21 protein-coding genes are annotated in these 17,924 nt (G+C 69.4%); 13 read left to right on the top strand and 8 right to left on the bottom strand.

Annotation, left to right across the window (positions count from 1 at the left end):
- The first annotated feature begins 32 nt into the window (after positions 1–32).
- Genes tal through OHB24_RS30925 form a run of 7 tightly spaced genes read left to right on the top strand, consistent with a single transcriptional unit; the run spans position 33 to position 7,870 of the window.
- Positions 33–1,142, top strand: a complete 1,110-nt coding sequence (gene tal, locus OHB24_RS30955; protein ID WP_327634395.1) for a transaldolase — start codon at positions 33–35, stop codon at positions 1,140–1,142.
- A complete protein-coding gene (locus tag OHB24_RS30950; protein WP_327634394.1) occupies positions 1,139–2,719 on the top strand; it encodes a glucose-6-phosphate isomerase in 1,581 nt (526 codons plus the stop codon). Before tal ends, OHB24_RS30950 begins: the two co-directional genes overlap by 4 nt.
- 28 nt (positions 2,720–2,747) lie before the next feature.
- The gene (gene zwf, locus OHB24_RS30945) at positions 2,748–4,298 is read left to right on the top strand and encodes a glucose-6-phosphate dehydrogenase (RefSeq protein ID WP_327634393.1); all 1,551 of its coding nucleotides are present in this window, start codon (positions 2,748–2,750) and stop codon (positions 4,296–4,298) included.
- The gene (locus tag OHB24_RS30940) at positions 4,295–5,380 is read left to right on the top strand and encodes a glucose-6-phosphate dehydrogenase assembly protein OpcA (RefSeq protein WP_327634392.1); all 1,086 of its coding nucleotides are present in this window, start codon (positions 4,295–4,297) and stop codon (positions 5,378–5,380) included. The genes zwf and OHB24_RS30940 overlap by 4 nt, the downstream gene beginning before the upstream one ends.
- Positions 5,377–6,093 (top strand): 6-phosphogluconolactonase, encoded by a 717-nt coding sequence (gene pgl / locus OHB24_RS30935; RefSeq protein ID WP_327634391.1) that lies wholly within the window; start codon positions 5,377–5,379, stop codon positions 6,091–6,093. The genes OHB24_RS30940 and pgl overlap by 4 nt, the downstream gene beginning before the upstream one ends.
- Positions 6,094–6,097: 4 nt before the next feature.
- Complete coding sequence (locus OHB24_RS30930; protein ID WP_327634390.1) at positions 6,098–6,991, top strand: hypothetical protein; 894 nt, start codon at positions 6,098–6,100, stop codon at positions 6,989–6,991.
- A 42-nt stretch (positions 6,992–7,033) separates the two neighbouring features.
- The gene (locus tag OHB24_RS30925; protein ID WP_327634389.1) at positions 7,034–7,870 is read left to right on the top strand and encodes an isocitrate lyase/PEP mutase family protein; all 837 of its coding nucleotides are present in this window, start codon (positions 7,034–7,036) and stop codon (positions 7,868–7,870) included.
- On the opposite strand, the gene OHB24_RS30920 is transcribed toward OHB24_RS30925, so the two are convergent.
- Positions 7,835–8,446, bottom strand: a complete 612-nt coding sequence (locus OHB24_RS30920; protein ID WP_327634388.1) for an NADPH-dependent F420 reductase — start codon at positions 8,444–8,446, stop codon at positions 7,835–7,837. The two genes, OHB24_RS30925 and OHB24_RS30920, sit on opposite strands and share 36 nt — an antisense overlap.
- 65 nt (positions 8,447–8,511) lie before the next feature.
- Here OHB24_RS30920 and OHB24_RS30915 point away from each other — a divergent pair, with 65 nt between their 5' ends.
- From OHB24_RS30915 to def, 4 genes are all read left to right on the top strand, one after another.
- On the top strand, positions 8,512–8,850 hold the full coding sequence (locus OHB24_RS30915; protein ID WP_327634387.1) for a winged helix-turn-helix transcriptional regulator: 339 nt from the start codon (positions 8,512–8,514) through the stop codon (positions 8,848–8,850).
- Positions 8,851–8,903: 53 nt separating this feature from the next.
- On the top strand, positions 8,904–9,311 hold the full coding sequence (locus OHB24_RS30910; protein ID WP_327634386.1) for an SRPBCC family protein: 408 nt from the start codon (positions 8,904–8,906) through the stop codon (positions 9,309–9,311).
- Positions 9,312–9,354: 43 nt separating this feature from the next.
- A complete protein-coding gene (locus tag OHB24_RS30905) occupies positions 9,355–10,170 on the top strand; it encodes an LLM class F420-dependent oxidoreductase (protein WP_327634385.1) in 816 nt (271 codons plus the stop codon).
- A 100-nt stretch (positions 10,171–10,270) separates the two neighbouring features.
- Positions 10,271–10,876, top strand: coding sequence for a peptide deformylase (gene def, locus OHB24_RS30900; RefSeq protein WP_327634384.1), 606 nt, complete (start codon positions 10,271–10,273; stop codon positions 10,874–10,876).
- A 1-nt stretch (position 10,877) separates the two neighbouring features.
- Here the strand turns inward: def and OHB24_RS30895 are convergent, their stop codons facing one another.
- Genes OHB24_RS30895 through cobT form a run of 5 tightly spaced genes read right to left on the bottom strand, consistent with a single transcriptional unit; the run spans position 10,878 to position 14,996 of the window.
- A complete protein-coding gene (locus tag OHB24_RS30895) occupies positions 10,878–11,417 on the bottom strand; it encodes a phosphotransferase-like protein (RefSeq protein ID WP_327634383.1) in 540 nt (179 codons plus the stop codon).
- On the bottom strand, positions 11,405–11,923 hold the full coding sequence (locus OHB24_RS30890; RefSeq protein ID WP_327634382.1) for a GNAT family N-acetyltransferase: 519 nt from the start codon (positions 11,921–11,923) through the stop codon (positions 11,405–11,407). Before OHB24_RS30890 ends, OHB24_RS30895 begins: the two co-directional genes overlap by 13 nt.
- 9 nt (positions 11,924–11,932) lie before the next feature.
- Positions 11,933–12,739, bottom strand: coding sequence for a TrmH family RNA methyltransferase (locus OHB24_RS30885; protein ID WP_327634381.1), 807 nt, complete (start codon positions 12,737–12,739; stop codon positions 11,933–11,935).
- Complete coding sequence (cobA, locus tag OHB24_RS30880; protein WP_327634380.1) at positions 12,736–13,941, bottom strand: uroporphyrinogen-III C-methyltransferase; 1,206 nt, start codon at positions 13,939–13,941, stop codon at positions 12,736–12,738. The genes OHB24_RS30885 and cobA overlap by 4 nt, the downstream gene beginning before the upstream one ends.
- On the bottom strand, positions 13,938–14,996 hold the full coding sequence (cobT, locus tag OHB24_RS30875) for a nicotinate-nucleotide--dimethylbenzimidazole phosphoribosyltransferase (protein ID WP_327634379.1): 1,059 nt from the start codon (positions 14,994–14,996) through the stop codon (positions 13,938–13,940). The genes cobA and cobT overlap by 4 nt, the downstream gene beginning before the upstream one ends.
- A gap of 156 nt (positions 14,997–15,152) precedes the next feature.
- Between cobT and OHB24_RS30870 the strand changes: the two genes are divergently transcribed.
- Positions 15,153–15,683 carry a YbhB/YbcL family Raf kinase inhibitor-like protein gene (locus tag OHB24_RS30870; RefSeq protein ID WP_327634378.1) on the top strand — a complete coding sequence of 177 codons (531 nt, stop codon included), beginning with the start codon at positions 15,153–15,155 and terminating at the stop codon, positions 15,681–15,683.
- Between the two features lie 3 nt (positions 15,684–15,686).
- Here OHB24_RS30870 and OHB24_RS30865 read toward each other — a convergent pair whose 3' ends face one another.
- On the bottom strand, positions 15,687–16,064 hold the full coding sequence (locus OHB24_RS30865; RefSeq protein ID WP_327634377.1) for a YchJ family protein: 378 nt from the start codon (positions 16,062–16,064) through the stop codon (positions 15,687–15,689).
- Between the two features lie 49 nt (positions 16,065–16,113).
- Between OHB24_RS30865 and OHB24_RS30860 the strand changes: the two genes are divergently transcribed.
- Positions 16,114–16,962, top strand: a complete 849-nt coding sequence (locus OHB24_RS30860; protein WP_327634376.1) for a nucleotidyltransferase domain-containing protein — start codon at positions 16,114–16,116, stop codon at positions 16,960–16,962.
- Here OHB24_RS30860 and OHB24_RS30855 read toward each other — a convergent pair.
- A complete protein-coding gene (locus OHB24_RS30855; RefSeq protein WP_327634375.1) occupies positions 16,951–17,901 on the bottom strand; it encodes a DNA glycosylase AlkZ-like family protein in 951 nt (316 codons plus the stop codon). The two genes, OHB24_RS30860 and OHB24_RS30855, sit on opposite strands and share 12 nt — an antisense overlap.
- Positions 17,902–17,924 lie beyond the last annotated feature (23 nt).

The following is a 17,924-nucleotide window of genomic DNA, read 5'->3' as shown; positions in this document are numbered from 1 at the left end:
AACAGAACATTCGGGAAGAAGGCATCGGACACATGAACGATCGCTTGAAAGCACTCGCCGACGCGGGTGTCTCCATCTGGCTGGACGACCTGTCCCGTGAGCGACTGACGAGCGGCAGCCTGCAGGCCCTGATCGAGGACAAGCACGTGGTCGGTGTGACCACGAACCCGACCATCTTCGCCAAGGCCATCTCGGACGCCGACGCGTACGCCGAGACAGTGAGCGGGCTGGCCGCCCAGGGCGTGTCCGTCGACGAGGCGATCCGGGTGATCACGACCAGCGACGTCCGCGACGCCGCCGACGTGTTCAAGCCGGCGTACGACGACTCCGAGGGTCAGGACGGCCGGGTGTCGATCGAGGTCGAGCCGACCCTGGCGCACGACACCGCGAAGACGGTCGAGCAGGCCAAGCAGCTGTGGGACATCGTCGGCCGGGAGAACGTCTTCATCAAGATCCCCGCGACCAAGGCGGGCCTGCCGGCGATCACCCAGACGCTGGCCGCCGGGATCAGCGTGAACGTGACGCTGATCTTCTCGCTGGAGCGCTACAAGGCCGTCGCGGACGCGTTCCTGACCGGCCTCGAGCAGGCCGTCGAGAACGGTCACGACGTCACCAAGATGGCCAGCGTCGCGTCGTTCTTCGTCAGCCGGGTCGACAGCGAGATCGACAAGCGGCTGGACGCGATCGGCACCGACGAGGCCAAGGCGCTCAAGGGCAAGGCCGCGATCGCCAACGCCCGGCTCGCGTTCGAGGCGTACGAGGAGATCTTCGGCTCCGACCGCTGGCGCGAGCTCGAGACCGCCGGCGCCAAGCCGCAGCGTCCGCTGTGGGCGTCCACCGGCACCAAGGACCCGTCGTACTCCCCCACGCTGTACGTCGACAACCTGGTCACCCGTGGTGTCGTGAACACGATGCCCGAGGCAACCATCAAGGCGGTCGAGGAGCACAGCGAGATCACCGGCGACACGGTCCGCGGCGACTACGCCGGCGACCGCAAGGTGATCGACGACCTGGAGAAGCTCGGCATCTCGTACGACGAGGTCGTGCAGCTGCTCGAGGACGAGGGCGTCTCGAAGTTCGACGCCTCCTGGTCGGAGCTGCAGGACACCGTCGCGTCGGCCCTCAAGGCGGCCACCAAGTGAGCGCTCCGAAGGTAAGCACGCAGAACGGCGACTGGGCCGAGGTCGTCGACAAGCTGGTCGAGGAGAAGATCGCGTCCCGGATCGCCGCGAAGGACGCGACGATCTGGGGCCCGGACGCCGAGTCCGAGGCGTCGATCCGGCTCGGCTGGGTCGATCTGCACGACACCTCGCGGCCGCTACTGGCCGAGATCGAGGCGCTGCAGGCCGACCTGCGGTCCGAGGGCCTGGACCGGATCGTGCTGTCCGGTATGGGCGGCTCGTCGCTGGCGCCGGAGGTCATCACCCGGACGGCGGGCGTGGAGCTCGTCGTCCTCGACTCGACCGACCCGAGCGTGGTCAAGCGCGCTCTGGACGGTGACCTGTCGAAGACCGTGATCGTGGTGTCCAGCAAGTCCGGCGGGACGGTCGAGACCGACAGCCACCGCCGTACCTTCGCGAAGGCGTTCACCGACGCGGGGATCGACGCGGCGTCGCGGATCGTCGTCGTGACGGACCCGGGTTCGCCGTTCGAGAAGCTGTCGGCGGACGAGGGTTACCGCAAGACGTTCCTCGCGGACCCGAACGTCGGCGGGCGGTACAGCGCGCTGACCGCGTTCGGCCTGGTGCCGTCCGGTCTGGCCGGCGCCGACATCGCCGACCTGCTCGACCAGGCGGCCGAGGCGGCGCCGGAGTTGCAGGCCGACTCCACCGACAACCCGGCGCTTTGGCTCGGCGCGGTGCTCGCGGCGAGCGAGGGCCGGGACAAGGCGATCATCACGGCCGACGGCTCCGACATCGTCGGGTTCCCGGACTGGGCCGAGCAGCTGATCGCGGAGAGCACCGGCAAGAACGGCACCGGCGTACTCCCGGTCGCGGTCGAGGTCGGTGCGCCGGAGCTGCACAGCGACGCTGCTGACCTGACCAACGCCTTGCTCGCCGAGAAGGCGACCAGCGGGGTCCCGACGGCGCTGACGTCGGGCTCGCTCGGCGGTCAGATGCTGCTCTGGGAGACGGCGACGGCAGTGGCCGGCTACCTGCTCGGCATCGACCCGTTCGACCAGCCGGACGTGGAGAGCGCGAAGAAGGCGGCGCGTGGTCTGCTCGACGCGCAGCCGGAGCCGGAAGCGGCCGCGTTCACCGACGGCGTCGTCGAGGTCCGCGCTACCGACGGCCTGCTCGACGGTGTGGACTCGCTGCAGGGCGCTGTGGACGCGCTGCTGGGCAAGCTCGAGCCCAAGGGTTACGTCGCCGTGATGGCGTACCTGGACTCCGAGCGCGACGCCGATCTGATCACGATCCGGCCGGCGCTGGCGACCAAGACGGAGCGTCCGGTGACCTTCGGCTGGGGCCCGCGGTTCCTGCACTCGACCGGTCAGTACCACAAGGGCGGCCACCCGGAGGGCGTGTACCTGCAGATCACCGGTGCGCACCCGGTCGACGTGGAGATCCCGGACCGGCCGTTCACGTTCGGCACGCTGATCTCGGCGCAGGCCGCCGGTGACGCGGGCGTCATCGCGGAGCGCGGCCGTCCGGTGCTGCGTCTGCACCTGACGGACGTGGCGTCCGGCGTACAGCAGCTTTTGTCCCTGTTCAAGTAAGCAAGACAACTCGGGAGGAAAGCGGCCCATGACCGCTGAGCTCGACGAAGGGCCGGTCGGCCCGGTGAACCCGCTGCGCGATCCGCAGGATCGGCGGCTGCCGAGGATCGCCGGGCCGTGCGGCCTGGTGATCTTCGGCGTCACCGGCGACCTGGCCCGCAAGAAGCTGATGCCGGCGGTCTACGACCTGGCGAACCGGGGGCTGCTGCCCCCGGGTTTCGCCCTGGTCGGGTTCGCCCGTCGTGACTACACCAACCAGGACTTCGCCCAGATCGTGCACGACTCGGTGAAGGAGCACGCGCGGACGCCGTTCCGCGAGGAGGTCTGGCAGCAGCTCTCCGAGGGCTTCCGGTTCGTGCCGGGCGACCTGACCGACGACGAGGCGTTCAAGCGGCTCCGGGAGACGGTCGACGAGCTGGACGTCACCCGCGGGACCGGCGGCAACCACGCGTTCTACCTGTCGATCCCACCGGGGCTGTTCCCGGAGGTCGTGCGGCAGCTGTCCGAGCACGGGCTGACCGACGAGAAGCCGGGCTCGTGGCGGCGGGTGGTGATCGAGAAACCGTTCGGTCACGACCTGAAGAGCGCCCGCGAGCTGAACCAGGTCGTCGAGTCGGTGTTCCCGCCCGAGGCGGTCTTCCGGATCGACCACTACCTGGGCAAGGAGACGGTCCAGAACATCCTCGCGCTGCGGTTCGCGAACGCGATGTTCGAGCCGATCTGGAACAGCAACTACGTCGACCACGTGCAGATCACGATGGCCGAGGACATCGGCATCGGCGGCCGCGCCGGGTACTACGACGGCATCGGCGCCGCGCGGGACGTGATCCAGAACCACCTCCTCCAGCTACTCGCGCTGGTCGCGATGGAGGAGCCGGTCAGCTTCGACGCCTGGTCGCTGCGCCAGGAGAAGAAGAAGGTGCTGGCCGCCGTACAGCTGCCGGAGCGGCTCGACCTGCACAGTGCCCGCGGGCAGTACGCGGCGGGCTGGGCCGGTGGCGCGAAGGTGAAGGGCTACCTGCAGGAGGACGGCATCCCGGCGTCCTCGGCGACGGAGACGTTCGCGGCACTGCGGGTCGACGTCGACACCCGGCGCTGGGCGGGCGTCCCGTTCTACCTGCGCACCGGCAAGCGGCTCGGCCGCCGCGTCACCGAGGTCGCGGTGATGTTCAAGCGCGCGCCGCACCTGCCGTTCAACAAGACCGAGACCGAAGAGCTCGGCCAGAACGCGCTGGTGCTGCGGATCCAGCCGGACGAAGGCATCACGGTCCGCTTCGGCGCCAAGGTCCCCGGTACGTCGATGGAGATCCGCGACGTGAACATGGACTTCATGTACGGCGGATCGTTCACGGAGTCGTCCCCCGAGGCGTACGAGCGGCTGATCCTCGACGTACTGCTCGGTGATCCGCCGCTGTTCCCGCAGCACACCGAGGTCGAACTGGGCTGGAAGATCCTCGACCCGGTGCTCGACTACTGGACGCGGCACGGCAAGCCGGAGCAGTACGGGTCCGGCGGCTGGGGCCCGGACTCGGCGCACGAGATGCTCGCCCGCGACGGACGTGCCTGGAGGCGGCCATGATCATCGACCTGACCGACAGCACGTCGAGCGAGATCGCGTCGGCGTTGCTGAAGGCCCGGCGGAACGCGGGCTCGCCGGCCATGGGCATGGTCGGCACGATCGTGGTGGTCGTCGACGAGTCGTCCCACCACGACGCGATGAAGGCCGCGAACGAGGCCGGCCGCGAACACCCGTCCCGGGTCCTGGTCGCGATCCTGCGGCCGGGCCGCGGCGCGTCCGGGCTGGACGCCGAGGTCCGGGTCGGGGAGGGCATTCCGGGCGAGGCGGTGCTGCTGCGGCTGCACGGTGAACTGGCGAAGGTGCCGGAGTCCGTGGTCACACCGCTCTTGCTGCCCGACTCCCCCGTCATCGTCTGGTGGCCGGGCGGCGGGCCTCGCGTTCCCGCCGAGGATCCGTTGGGCCGGCTGGGTCGGCGCCGGGTGACCGACGCGGCTGCTACGCGCCGGGCGTCGGTGGACTACACCGCGCGGGCCGAGGGTTATGCGCCTGGCGACACCGACTTCGCGTGGACGCGGTTGACGCCGTGGCGTGCGCTGATGGCGGCCGCCCTGGATCAGTACCCGACAAAGGTGACCGGGGCCGAGGTCACGGCCGCTCGCGGGAACCCGAGTGCGGATCTGATGTCCGCGTGGTTGCAGTCGCGGTTGAAGGTGCCGGTGGAGCAGCGGAACTCGCGGGGTCCGGGTGTGACCGCCGTACGGCTGTTCACGCCCTCTGGTCCGATCGCGTTGACGCGGCCGGACGGTGCGGTGGCGACGTTCAGCGTGCCTGGGCAGCCGGATCGGCCGGTGGCGTTGAAGCGGCGTACGACGTCCGAGCTGTTGAGCGAGGAGCTGCGGCGGCTCGATCCGGACGACGTGTATGCGAAGACGCTGGCCTGCATGGTGGAGCGGGACGCGCTGCCGGCGGACGCGAAGAAGGTCGCGGAGACGGCGCGGAAGTCCACCGCGGCCAAGGTGACCGCGGCTGGGAAGAAGGTCGTGGCGACCAAGAAGGCGGCTCCCGCCAAGAAGAAGGTTGCACCTGCGAAGAAGATTGCTGCCAAGAAGGTTGCTGGGGGCAAGAAAGCGGCGAAGCGATGAAGCAGGCGGAGCTGCTGATCCATGCCGATGCCGACGATCTGGCGTACGCCGTCGCGTCCCGGTTAATCACCCGGGTCGTTGACGCCCAGAGCACCGGTGGCGTCGCCCACGTGGTGCTGACCGGCGGCCGGGTCGCGGCCGTCGTCTACCGGGCTGTCGCGGAGTCGCCGGCCAGGAACCAGATCGATTGGCAGCGGGTCGAGTTCTGGTGGGGAGACGAGCGTTTCCTGCCGGACGGCGACCCGGACCGGAACGAGACGCAGGGCCGGGAGGCACTGCTGTCGCACCTGGACGTCGACCCGGCGCGGGTGCACCCGATGCCGGCCGACACCGGACAGGGCGCCGAGGCCGCGGCTGCGGCGTACGCGGAGGAGCTGGTTGCCGCGGGCTCGCCGAAGTTCGACGTACTGATGCTCGGCGTCGGCCCGGACGGACACGTCGCGTCGCTCTTCCCCGGCTATCCGCAGCTCGAGGTGACGGATGCTGCGGCGGTGGCCGTTCACGACTCACCGAAGCCGCCGCCGACCCGGGTTTCCTTGACGTTCCCGCGGCTGGACCGGGCGCGGGAGGTCTGGTTCGTGGTGTCGGGCGAGGACAAGGCCGACGCGGTTGCGCAAGCGCTGAGCGGCGGTGACGTCCCGGCCGCCCACGCGAAGGGCCAGGACCGCACCCTCTGGCTCCTCGACCAGGCCGCAGCCTCGAAACTGTCGTGATCGCATGCTGAAGAGGACCATTGCGGTGGCGGCGAGCATCACGCTCGCCGCCACCGTTTTGGTTGCCACCTCAGACAATCCCGTCGAGGCGGCCGCGCCGGTGCTGATGGGCGTTCACGACGACATCGCGCCGAAGGACCTGGCGAAGCGGTACCCCGGGGTGCGGGCGACCCGCGAGTTCGTCAACGGGGTCCAGCCGGTGAAGACCAACCTGCGGAAGAAGTACGCCGGGGTCGCGCAGGCGTCGTGGGATGCAGGGCTGATCCCGTTCGTCAGCATCAAGACCGCGCCGGCGGCGACCGGTTCCGGGAAGTACGACGTACGGTTCCGGGAGCTCGCGGTGTGGCTGAAGGACCGGCCGGACACGTACTTCATCTGGTACCACGAGCCCGAGAACGACATGGACGGGCAGACGTTCGCGAAGGCGTTCAAGCGCGTCCGGGACGTGATGAAGGCTGCCAACCCGCAGGTGAAGGTCGGGTATTCGGCGATGGCGTTCCAGTGGGACGGCCAGCCGCGGACCAAGGACCCGAAGCCGTGGCGGGTCGAGGCGGACTTCTACGGCGCCGACACGTACAGCGGCGGCACGCAGCCTGCGACCGCGATCGTCAGCGAGCACGCCGGGCACGTGCGGTGGTATCGCGAGGTCGTGCAGAAGACACCTGGTGCGGCGGCGAAGTGGGGACTGACCGAGCGCGGGTTCAAGCGGACGAAGAGCGATCAGGCACGGGCGGACGAGATCGACCGCGAGACGGCGTACCTCGACGGACTGCCGGCGGGATCACGGCCGGCGTTCTACCTGTACTGGAACACGAAGGGCACCGAGGGCGATCCCGATCTGGTGAACGGCCCGAAGGCGCGGGCCGCGGTGGCCCGGATGGTCGGGAAGCTCGGCTGAGTTCGGCCGGCGCCGAACAGTCGGGATGACAGACTCGGGCGTATGACGATGTTCCGCGAGTTGCATGCCGACCGGTTCGTGATGCCGAACGCCTGGGATGCCGGGAGTGCCGTGATCCTGGCGGCGGCCGGGTTCCCGGCGATCGCGACGACCAGCGCGGGGATCGCGTTCTCGCTGGCGAAGGGCGATCACACGCTGCCGGACGGGGCGCCGGCGGTGTCACGGGAGCAGATGTTCGACCGGACGCGAGAGATCACGGCGGCGAGCGCCGTACCGGTGAACGGGGACCTCGAGGACGGCTACGGCGCCTCGTCGTCGCAGGTCGCGGAGACGATCGCGTTGGCTCGCGAGGCCGGGTTGGCCGGCGGGAACATCGAGGACTACGACGGGCGGGAGCTGTACGACGTCGAGCTCTCCGTCGAGCGGATCGTGGCGGCGCGGGAGGCGGCCGGAGACGAGTTCGTGCTGACCGCGCGGACCGACGGGCAGCTGCTGCGTACGCCGACCTCGTTGAGCGACTCGATCGACCGGGCAAACCGCTACCGCGCAGCCGGAGCAGACTGCCTGTACGTCCCCGGCGTGAACGACCTCGACACGATCCGCACACTGGTCGCCGAGATCGACGGACCGTTGAACGTGGTCATCGGTCTCGGCTCCTCCACGCTTACCGTCGCCGACCTCCAGGCAGCCGGCGTCGTCCGGATCAGCCTCGGCGGCAGCATCGCGCGGGCGGCCCTCGGCTTCATCCGCCGCAGCGCGGAGGAGTTGGCGACGAAGGGCACCATCACCTTCGCCGCCGACCAGATCCCCCAGGCCGAGCTGAACGAGCTCTTCGCCCGAGCGTCAACCGGGCAGGACGTCACCGAAAGCGGCAGCTAGCGGCGGGAACATCTCTCGGACGTCTCCCCCGCTGACCCAGATCCCGATCGCCAGCGCAGCCGTTGCCTCCAGCAACCTCGCGCGCCGCAGTCCACCCGCGGGCACCGGCGTACATCCGAGATCCCGCACCAGCTCCGCGACCTGCTCCAGCCCGCCGTCGCCGCAGATCGGCACCCCGAGACCGGTGGGCGGATTCCGCCACACGGCATCGGCGGCCAGGTTGAACGCCTTAACGACCTGCACTCCCGGCACAGCCTGGCTGATCGCCTCAGCCGTGGCGGGCTGCGCCAACGTGAAGTCCCGGTGATCCAGCGCGTTCGTGCAGTCGATCAACGTCTTCCCGGCCGGCACCATCCCCGCGACCGCCACCGCTACCTCGGCAGGCACGGCCAGCAGCACAATCTCGCCGTACGCCGCTGCCTCCTCCAAGGTCCCGGTCGAGGCACCGACCCGCTGTGCGACCTCCGCGGCTCGCCCCGGATCGCGGCCGCCCACCATCACGTCGTGGCCCGCCTTGACCCATTGCGAGGCCAGTGCCTCGGCCATCAACCCGTTGCCCAGTGTTCCTATTCGCATGGAATCGACCGTAGAGAGTTCGATGCGCACCTCCAGGTGTCCAACGGGCGACGCACAATGGACGGGTGGAGCTGAGATTCTTCGCCGACTGCCAGGCGCGCGTCGCCGCCGACCTGATCAGCGGCCGCTGGCCGATGGTCGTGCTGTACTCGCTCGCGGACGGCCCGGCGCGACCCGGCGAGCTCCGCAAGCAGATCGGCGGCATCAGCCAGAAGGTCCTCACCGAGACCCTCCGCCGCCTCGAGCACAACGGACTGGTCGAACGCACCCGGTACGCCGAAGCACCGCCGCGGGTCGAGTACTCGCTGACCGTCGCCGGCAAGGATCTCCTGGTCCCGATCCGCGCCCTCGGCGACTGGGCCGCCGTTTACGCCGACCAGCTCCCGACCGAAAACAACCCGTAAACGCCTCGCGGGACAGTGGTGGAGTCAGCCCGATCCCGATGGAGGTCCCAGCCGTGTTCACCCTGCAGCAGCTCGTCGACGCCCCGCCCACCGAGGTCGTCCGCGCCTTCACCGAACCCGAACCGTTCGCCGCCTGGTTCGTCGCCGAGGGCTTCAGCACCCCGTCCGACCGCGTCACGATCGACGTCCGCCCGGGCGGCCTGATCTCGGCAGTCTTCGTAGGCGAGGACGGCACGGAGGTCCCGTTCACGCTCCGCTTCGGTGAGCTGGACCTCCCGCACCGCCTGGTCCTGCACTTCGACCAGCCCGCCGAGGAGATCACCGTCGACCTGACCGCGCTCGCGGACGGCCGCACCCGGCTCGGCTACCGAAGCGTCGGGCTGTCCGACGAGCAGCAGGTCCCGATCGAATCCGGCGTCGCCACGATGCTCGGCCACTTGGCGGCGTACTTCACCCAGTGACCTATCCGGAGGGTCCTCCGCAAAGCGGGATAGGATTCCGGGCATGACAGCTTCCGATTCCACCGACCGTCCGTACGGCGCGTTCCCCGCCCGGATCGGTCTGCAGGTCCAGCCCCAGCACGCCCAGTACGCCGACATCCGGCGGACCGTGGCGGCGGCCGAAGAGATCGGCGTTGACGTTGTTTTCAACTGGGACCACTTCTACCCGCTCAGCGGTGCGCCCGAGGGTCTGCACTTCGAGTGCTGGACCATGCTGGCCGCCTGGGCCGAGGCGACCGAGCGGGTCGAGTTCGGCGCTCTGGTCACCTGTAACTCCTACCGCAACCCCGACCTGCTCGCCGACATGGCGCGGACGGTCGACCACATCAGCGACGGCCGGCTGATCTTCGGCATCGGCTCCGGCTGGTTCGAGAAGGACTACGACGAGTACGGCTACGAGTTCGGTACGGCGGGCGGCCGGCTGGATGCTCTCGGCGAGGCACTGCCGCGCATCGAGGCACGCTGGGAGAAGCTCAACCCGAAGCCGACCCGGGAAATCCCGGTGCTGATCGGAGGCGGCGGTGAGAAGAAGACGCTGAAGCTCGTCGCCAAGCACGCGAACATCTGGCACGGGTTCGGCGACGCCGAGACGCTCGCCCACAAGCACGCCGTACTCGACGAGCACTGCAAGACGATCGGCCGCGACCCGGGCGAGATCGAGCGCTCCGCGGGCGTCGGCGACAAGTCCCCCGAGGACATCGGAAAGTCGCTGCTGGACGTAGGCACCCGCCTCTTCACAGTCTCCTCCTCAGGCCCCGACTACGACCTGGGCCTCCTCCGCGAATGGGTCAGCTGGCGCGACGAGGTCAACGCCAAGTAGTACCCGCTCGACTTTGAGCACCCACCAACCATCCGCGCGAGCCGAAAACGGTTGGTGGGTGCTCAAAGACGCCGCGCGGGCGGCGGTTAGGATTTCGGGCATGTCTACGTTGCCTGGGAATGGTTCGGTGCGGCCTATTACGCGTTGGGGTACCGACGTGATGCATCGGGTCAATCAGCCTGTCACCGATTTCGGGGACGAACTGCAGACGCTGGTCGCCGACATGGTCGCGACGATGAACGCGGCCGAAGGCGTCGGCCTGGCGGCGAACCAGGTCGGCGTGGACCTGCAGCTGTTCGTGTTCGACTGCCCCGACAAGGAGGGCAAGCGCGTCCAGGGCGTCGTGTGCAATCCGACGCTGGAGGTCCCGGAGGGCAAGGACCGCAACCTGGACGAAGGCGACGAGGGCTGCCTGTCGCTGCCGGGTGCGTTCACCAAGTGCGCCCGCCCGGACTTCGCCAAGGTCACCGGCGTCGACCAGCACGGCAAGCCGGTCAGCTTCGAGGGCGACGGCCTGCTCGCCCGCTGCCTGCAGCACGAGACCGACCACACGCAGGGCATGGTCTTCGGCGACCGCCTCTCCCGCAAGTACAAGAAGCGCCTGTTCGCCGAGGCGGAGGAGTTCGCCCCCGACTACCCGACCGACTGGCCCGTCACCCCGATGGTCGAGCACGAGGACGAGCACGAGGACACCCCGGCCACCTGAGCTACCAGCGGGCCTTCTCCAGGTCGATCCCGTCGACGGTTTCGGCCGCGGTCTGTCCGGTGGTGTCGAGCCAGAGGCCTCGGCGCGGGATGTCGTCGAGGCCGGCCTGCAGTGCGCGTACGCCGTCCTCGAGCGAGGTGCCCCAGTCGCGGTACGAGTTGGCGCCGCCGCGGCCGATCTCCCGCTCGACGATCGACTCGACCGACGGGACGAGTACGACGAGGTACGGGTCGACGCCGTGCAGCCGGGAGAACCAGCGCTCGACATCTTCGCCCAGGATGATGTCGCTGCAGACGAAGTCGAACCCGGCGTCGGCGTAGTGCTGCGCGACCAAGGCGCTGGCGTCGTACCGGAGTTCCAGTTGCCGCACGGCCTCCGCCGACGGATCCGGCGTCATGACCTCGGCGCCCGCGACCACGCCGCGGAAGAACACGTCCCCGTCGAGCGTCGCGGCCGGCGGCCCCATCCGCGCGGCGAGCAGCGGCGCGATCGTCGACTTCCCCGCGGCCTGCATCCCTGTGATCAGGACTACTTTCGCCATTCCCCCGCCTTGAGTGAGTAGATCGTGGCGTCGAACGGTACGCCATCGTCCTCCAGCACCGCCTCGTGGTCGAAGCTCATCCCGAGCCGGCGCATGACGGCGATGCTACGGACGTTCGGAGTGTCGGTCACCGCAATTACCCGTGCCAGCTCGGCTTCACCGAACGCATGGTCGAGCCACGACGCCGCCGCCTCGGTCGCGTACCCGTGGCCCCAGTGCTCCCGCGCCAGCCGCCACCCGATCTCGAGGTCGTCCGGGTACCACTTCTCCTTGCTCAGTCCGCAGGCGCCGAGGAACACGCCGTCCGAGCGTCGCTCGACCGCCAGGAAGCCGAACCCCTGCGCTTCGTAGGACGCGTTGATCGCCCAGGCGGTCCGGTCCGAGTCCTCGCGGCTGAGCGGCGGTCCGAGGTACTGCGTGACGTCGGGGTCCGCGTTCAGCGCGGCCCACGGCTCCAGGTCGGAATCGCGGAACGGGCGCAGTACCAGGCGTTCCGTCGTACGCACGGCTCCCCCTCAGCTTCGAGTGGCGTAGAACGCTACTGCTGCTGAGGATGCCACGTTGAGGGAGTCGACGCCGCCCGCCATCGGGATACGTACGGTCAGGTCTGCTTGTTCGAGCACGTGCGGTTTGAGGCCGTGGCCTTCGGTGCCGAAGATCAGTGCGAGCTTGTCGTCCTTGCGGTCCGCGAGCTCGTCGAGCGTGATCGAGTCGTCGGCGAGCGCCATCGCGGCCGCGACGTACCCGTTGTCCTGCAGGTGCCGCAGGTCGCCGGGCCAGTCCTGCAGGCGGGTCCACGGGACCTGGAAGACGGTGCCCATCGACACCTTGATCGAACGCCGGTACAGCGGGTCGGCGCACGTCGGCGTCACCAGGACCAGCCCGACGCCGAGCGCGGCCGCGGCGCGAAACCCGGCTCCGACGTTGGTGTGATCAACGATCTCGTCGAAGATCGCGATCCGCCGTACGTCGTCGGTGAGCAGGTCCGGCAGCGGTACGGCGGGCTGCCGCTTGTACGACGCCAGCGCGCCGCGGTGCACGTGGAACCCGGTGACCTGCTCGGCCAACTCCTCCGAGACGACGTACACCGGCTTGCCCGGCCATTTCTCCAGCACGTCCTGCAACGAGTCGAGCCAGCGCGGTGCGAGCAGGAACGACCGCGGCTCGTACCCGGCGTCCGCCGCCCGGCGAATCACCTTGTCGCCCTCGGCAATGAACAGCCCGTGCTCTTCTTCGATGAGCCGCCGAAGACTGACCTCCCGCAACCGAACATAGTCGGAAAGCCGTTCGTCCGAGGCGTCCGCGATCGAATCCAGACTCACGCCTGACCTGCCACGTCCACCACGTTGCCGATGACAACGATCGCCGGTGCGCCGACGCCCTCGTCCGCCATCGCCTGTGCGATCCCGGCAAGATTCGACGTCACCATCCGCTGCCCAGGAAGGGTGCCGTCGGCAATCGCCGCCGCCGGCGTCTCCGCCGCGCGACCACCCTCGATCAACCGGGACGCGATAGCGGGCAGATTCTCGACCGCCATCAGCAAAACCAACGTCCCGTGCATCTGAGCCAACGCATCCCAGTTCACCAGCGAATCCGGATGCGACGGCGGAATGTGCCCCGACACCACCGTGAACTCGTGCGTCACCCCACGATGCGTCACAGGAATCCCGGAAACCGCCGGCACCGAGATCGAGCTCGTGATCCCCGGCACGACCGTCCAAGGCACCCCAGCCGCCGCACAGGCCAGCGCCTCCTCGAACCCGCGCCCGAAGACGTACGGATCCCCACCCTTGAGCCGTACGACGACCTTCCCCTGCTGCCCGCGCTCCACCAGGATCCGGTTGATCTCCTCCTGCTGTGCGGCCCGACCGCGCGGCAGTTTCGCCGCATCGAACAGCTCCACATCAGGATGCAGCTCATCCAGCAACTGCTGCGGCGCCAACCGATCCGCGACCACCACATCCGCCTCGGCCAGCAACCGCCGCCCGCGGACCGTGATCAGATCCGGATCGCCCGGCCCGCCACCAACGAGGTACACCCCGGGCCGCCGGTCCACCTCCCGCGCCGCCAGCTCACCGGTCCGCAGCCCCTCGAGGATCGAGTCCCGTACGGCGGCCGACCGCCGGTGATCGCCACCGCCGAGCACACCGATCGTCACGTTGTCGTGCTGCCCCGACGCCGGCGTCCAGGCGGTCGCACGGGACCGGTCGTCGGATCGTACGCAGAAGATCCGCCGTTCCTCCGCCTCGGCCGACACCTGATCGTTGACCGCGGCATCATCCGTCGCGACCACGACGTACCAGGCTCCGTCCAGGTCGCCGGCGGCGTACCCGCGCTCGATCCAGGTCAGCGCCGGGTTGCCGAGCAGCCCCTCGATCGTCGGCGTGATCGACGGCGACACGAGGTCGATCCGCGCCCCGGACTCGAGCAGCCGCGGCAACCGCCGCTGGGCGACACCGCCACCGCCGACGACGACCACGCGCCGTCCTTCGAGGACGAGACCGGACAAGTACTGGTTCGTCACGAAGTGATCCCCGCGTCCTCGAACGTGGCCATCTCGGCGAGCGCCCGGACCGCGCAGGTCAGGATCGGGTACGCGAGCACCGCGCCGGTCCCCTCACCGAGCCGCAGGTCCAGGTCCACCAGCGGCTGCAGGCCGAGCTGCTTGAGCGCGACTGCGTGCCCGGGCTCGGCGGACCGGTGCCCGGCGATGCAGTAGTCGATGACGGCCGGGTGGAACGCCTGCGCCACCAGTGCGGCCGCCCCGGCGATCACACCGTCCAGGATCACCGGGACCTTGTTGGCCGCGGCGCCGAGGAGGTACCCGGCGAGGGCCGCATGCTCCAGACCGCCGTACGCCTGCAGAGCTTTGAGCGGCTCGGTCGGCGGTACGGCGTGGAGCGCGAGAGCATCCCGTACGACGCTTGTCTTGTGGGCGAGCGCCGCGTCGTCGATACCGGTCCCGCGACCCGTCACGGCGTCGGCGGTCGCGCCTGTGAAGGTCGCGATCAGGGCTGCCGAGGCGGTCGTGTTGGCGATGCCCATGTCGCCGGTCAGCAGGCAGCGGTACCCGTCTTGGACGAGCTGCTCAGCGAGGTCGAACCCGACGGCTAGCGCTGCCCGCGCCTCGTCCTCGGTCAGCGCGTCGGTCTGCGAGAGGTCGCGGGTGCCCGGGCGGACCTTCGCGTGCAGGATGTCCAGCTGCTCGACCGGGGTGGCGACGCCGACGTCGACCACGCGAACGTCGACACCGTTGTTCTTGGCGAACGCGTTGACCGCGGCGCCGCCGGCAGCGAAGTTCGCCAGCATCGCGGCGGTCACTTCCTGCGGCCACGGGGAGACGTTCTGCGCATGGACGCCGTGATCGGCCGCGAACACCGACACCACGGCCGGGGCCGGCACTGCCTGCGTTCCGGTCATCCCGGCCACCCGAACCGACAGCTCCTCGAGCACACCGAGCGACCCAGCCGGCTTCGTCAGCTGCGCATGCCGCTCCTCGGCCGCCCGCATCGCTCCGGAATCCGCCGGAGCGATCCGCTCCAGGTACCCCTCCAGCGCGCCGTCCATCGCGTCCTCCATCCGTTCCTGCCCGTTCCCGTCCACCGGTCCGGCCGACGGTTCCGTCGTACCGCTCCGATCTTCGCATCCCCGGGCGTGTGCCCCGGGACGGACCGGCGGGATGTGGACAGTAGTGTCGGAATCACCACATCCCGCGAGATCCCGGAGGGCTCACAGATGTCGCTCGATCGTCCCGTCGCACCGGACCCGTACAAACTCCTCCCGGAGGCCGGTTCGTTCACCGTCACCAGCACCGACGTCGCCGACGGCAAGCCGCTGGCCGACGACCACGCGTTCGCGGGCGGCAACACGTCGCCGCAGCTCAGCTGGTCCGGGTTCCCGGCGGAGACCAAGGCCTTCGTCGTGACCTGCTACGACCCCGACGCCCCGATCGTCTCCGGCTTCTGGCACTGGGTCCTGGTCAACCTCCCGGCCACCGTCACCGAACTCCCCACCGGCGCCGGCACCACCGAACGCCTCGACAACGGCGCGTTCCACGTCCGCAACGACTTCGGCACCAAGTCCTTCGGCGGCGCCGCCCCACCCGCAGGCGACCAGGTCCACCGCTACTACTTCGTCGTCCACGCCATCGACGTAGAAGCCCTGGACGTCGACGCGGACGCCACCCCCGCAGTAGTCAGCTTCAACCTGGCCTTCCACACCTTGGCCCGAGCCATCCTCACCCCGACCTACCAGATCACCGAGTAGGCCTCAGAGGGCGGCGACGTAGACCCATTCGCCGGCTTCGCGGGTGAAGGTGCTGTTTTCGGATTGGGTGCCTGGGTTGCCGTTTCTGGTGTAGTGGGCGTGGAACTCGACGGTTCCTTCGCTGTGGAACGGGCTGCCGCCGGTGGTGCCGACGATTTCCAGGCCGGTCCATTTCTGGCCCGGTGTGAAGTCGATGGTGGCTGGGCGGGTGGTGAGGGACCAGGTTCGGCGCAGGTACGCCGCATCGTGCATCGCGAAGGCGGCGTACCTGGACCGCATCAACTGCTCCGCGGTGGTGGCCGTCGCTTCGCCGCGGTGCAGGCGGCCGCAGCAGGCGGCGTACGGCAGGTCTTGTCCACAGGGGCAGGTGGGGACTGGCATCTGCCAATTGTCCCCGATCCGTCGCCCGCCTGCGTGATCTACTGCGGTGATGGTCACCGAGGCGGCACGCTGGCGACGGCAGATGGTGCGGCCCGTTCTCGACTGGTACGCCGCTGTGGAAGGCGTCGACGCGGTGATGCTGGGTGGGTCGACCGCCCGCGGGGACGCGGATCGATGGTCGGATGTCGAGGTCGGCGTGTTCTGGCGACGGCCGCCGACGACTGCCGAGCGTCTCGCGGTCGCTGGGGCTGCTGACGTTCGGTTGGTGAACATCGACGGCCCGCCGTGGGACGACCAGCTGCACCTGGGCGAGCTGATGGTCGAGGTCGCGCATACCTTGACGCAGACGGTCGAGAACGCCTTGGACGAGTTGCTGAACGGCAAGCCCGATGGCGAGGTCATGCAACTGGCGCAGGGCATCATCGACGGCCGCGAGGTGATCGGCCCGCGGGCGGAGCTCGTCGCAGGCTGGCGGGAGCGCGTGGCGACGTACCCGCGTGGGTTGGCGCTCGCCGTCGTCCGGTACAACGGGAACATCGAGAAGTTCTGGCGCTGGCAGATGTTCTTCGAGCGCGACAACCCGCTGCTGGTCGCGCGTGAGTTCGTGCGGATGACCAACCAGCTGCTCAACGTCCTCTACGCCCTCAACGGCCGGTACAGCGGTCACGTGCTGGCCTTCAAACGCCTCGATGCGCTCGACCTCCCACTGGCACCACCGTCCCTCGCCACCCGCCTCCGCGCGGTCTTCGACCGACCCGCCCCCGAAGGCGCGCAGACGCTGCACGATCTCATCGAGGAAACCTTCGACCTCGTCGAGCACGACCTGCCCGAGGTCGACGTCGACCGCCTGCGCGCCACCTTCCGCAGCGATCGCAAGCCTGTCGAGTCAGCGGACTGAGAGCCGCGGATCCCGCACCGGCAGGCTCGCAACCTCCGCGCACAGGTCGTCGTACTGCTCCCGGCTGAGCTCCTCCGACAGCACCACGTCGACGCGGCCTCCCGTGCGTCCCCACGCGCCGACGATCCGCCCGTCGACCATCAACCCGTTCGGATGAAAGGAATCGGCCGCCGCCGTCAGGGCCCGCAGACCGGGCGCGATGAACCGGCCGTCGCGGTCGCGACCGAACAACCGCAAGTCCGGTGCCGCCAGCAACCGCACCCCACGCGGCGCCTCCGCCGACCACAGAAGGTCCGCGTCGTCCCGAAGTACCCAGCCGGGTACGCCGTCGAAGTCGACCTCGATCAGCTCGTCGGCCAACTGATCCCACACCACGCGCGCATCGGCCGGTGACATCCCGGCCCACCACGCGTACACCTTCGCCGTGGTCGGCCCGAAGCAATGAACGTGCCGCCGGCAGAGCTCCAGCCGCGCCTCGGCGACGTCGATCTCCGGTCGCGGAACCTCACGCACCCACAGCGACGTCGTGTTCCACCGCAGCGCGATCCGCCCACTCGCACACGCCTCACGCAGCCCATCAATCCCGGCTCCGCGTCGTCGCTCCTGCCCGCCGAGCGTCTCGCACACGTTGTCCGCGAGTACGTCGATCCGCCCAGATTCCAGCGGCATCCGGCCCAGCGTGAACACCCCGAAGTCCCGCACCGGCAACACGTACACGGCCGCCCGCGGACTGTACGTCTGGATCAGCGACGGGTGCTCCCAGTCCGCCGGCGAACACCCCGCCATCCGCGCATGCAGTCCGAGCAACGCGTCCCGCGGCGCGGTGTCCTGCAACCCGACGTACGCCGCCGCTTCGTGTGAGCCGGTCGGCAGTCTCTCGACCAGGTTGTTGACCCGCAGCCGGTAGGCAATGGCCTGCTCCCGCGTAACAATCCGCATAGCCCCGACCGTAGACAGAAAAC

It is taken from the genome of Kribbella sp. NBC_00482 (assembly GCF_036013725.1).
Lineage (GTDB): Bacteria > Actinomycetota > Actinomycetes > Propionibacteriales > Kribbellaceae > Kribbella.
The sequence above is the reverse complement of the archived record's forward strand: the minus strand, read 5'-3'. Positions and strand labels throughout refer to the sequence as shown.

What these genes read in the sequence shown, in the direction of transcription:
- OHB24_RS30930 (WP_327634390.1), top strand. Translation starts at nt 6,098, where the DNA reads ATGCTGAAGAGGACCATTGCGGTGGCGGCGAGCATCACGCTCGCCGCC.
- cobT (WP_327634379.1), bottom strand. Translation starts at nt 14,996, where the DNA reads ATGGAGGACGCGATGGACGGCGCGCTGGAGGGGTACCTGGAGCGGATC.
- OHB24_RS30925 (WP_327634389.1), top strand. Translation starts at nt 7,034, where the DNA reads ATGACGATGTTCCGCGAGTTGCATGCCGACCGGTTCGTGATGCCGAAC.
- def (WP_327634384.1), top strand. Translation starts at nt 10,271, where the DNA reads ATGTCTACGTTGCCTGGGAATGGTTCGGTGCGGCCTATTACGCGTTGG.
- OHB24_RS30870 (WP_327634378.1), top strand. Translation starts at nt 15,153, where the DNA reads ATGTCGCTCGATCGTCCCGTCGCACCGGACCCGTACAAACTCCTCCCG.
- OHB24_RS30855 (WP_327634375.1), bottom strand. Translation starts at nt 17,901, where the DNA reads ATGCGGATTGTTACGCGGGAGCAGGCCATTGCCTACCGGCTGCGGGTC.
- zwf (WP_327634393.1), top strand. Translation starts at nt 2,748, where the DNA reads ATGACCGCTGAGCTCGACGAAGGGCCGGTCGGCCCGGTGAACCCGCTG.
- OHB24_RS30905 (WP_327634385.1), top strand. Translation starts at nt 9,355, where the DNA reads ATGACAGCTTCCGATTCCACCGACCGTCCGTACGGCGCGTTCCCCGCC.
- OHB24_RS30940 (WP_327634392.1), top strand. Translation starts at nt 4,295, where the DNA reads ATGATCATCGACCTGACCGACAGCACGTCGAGCGAGATCGCGTCGGCG.
- OHB24_RS30895 (WP_327634383.1), bottom strand. Translation starts at nt 11,417, where the DNA reads ATGGCGAAAGTAGTCCTGATCACAGGGATGCAGGCCGCGGGGAAGTCG.
- OHB24_RS30920 (WP_327634388.1), bottom strand. Translation starts at nt 8,446, where the DNA reads ATGCGAATAGGAACACTGGGCAACGGGTTGATGGCCGAGGCACTGGCC.
- tal (WP_327634395.1), top strand. Translation starts at nt 33, where the DNA reads ATGAACGATCGCTTGAAAGCACTCGCCGACGCGGGTGTCTCCATCTGG.
- pgl (WP_327634391.1), top strand. Translation starts at nt 5,377, where the DNA reads ATGAAGCAGGCGGAGCTGCTGATCCATGCCGATGCCGACGATCTGGCG.
- OHB24_RS30865 (WP_327634377.1), bottom strand. Translation starts at nt 16,064, where the DNA reads ATGCCAGTCCCCACCTGCCCCTGTGGACAAGACCTGCCGTACGCCGCC.
- OHB24_RS30860 (WP_327634376.1), top strand. Translation starts at nt 16,114, where the DNA reads ATGGTCACCGAGGCGGCACGCTGGCGACGGCAGATGGTGCGGCCCGTT.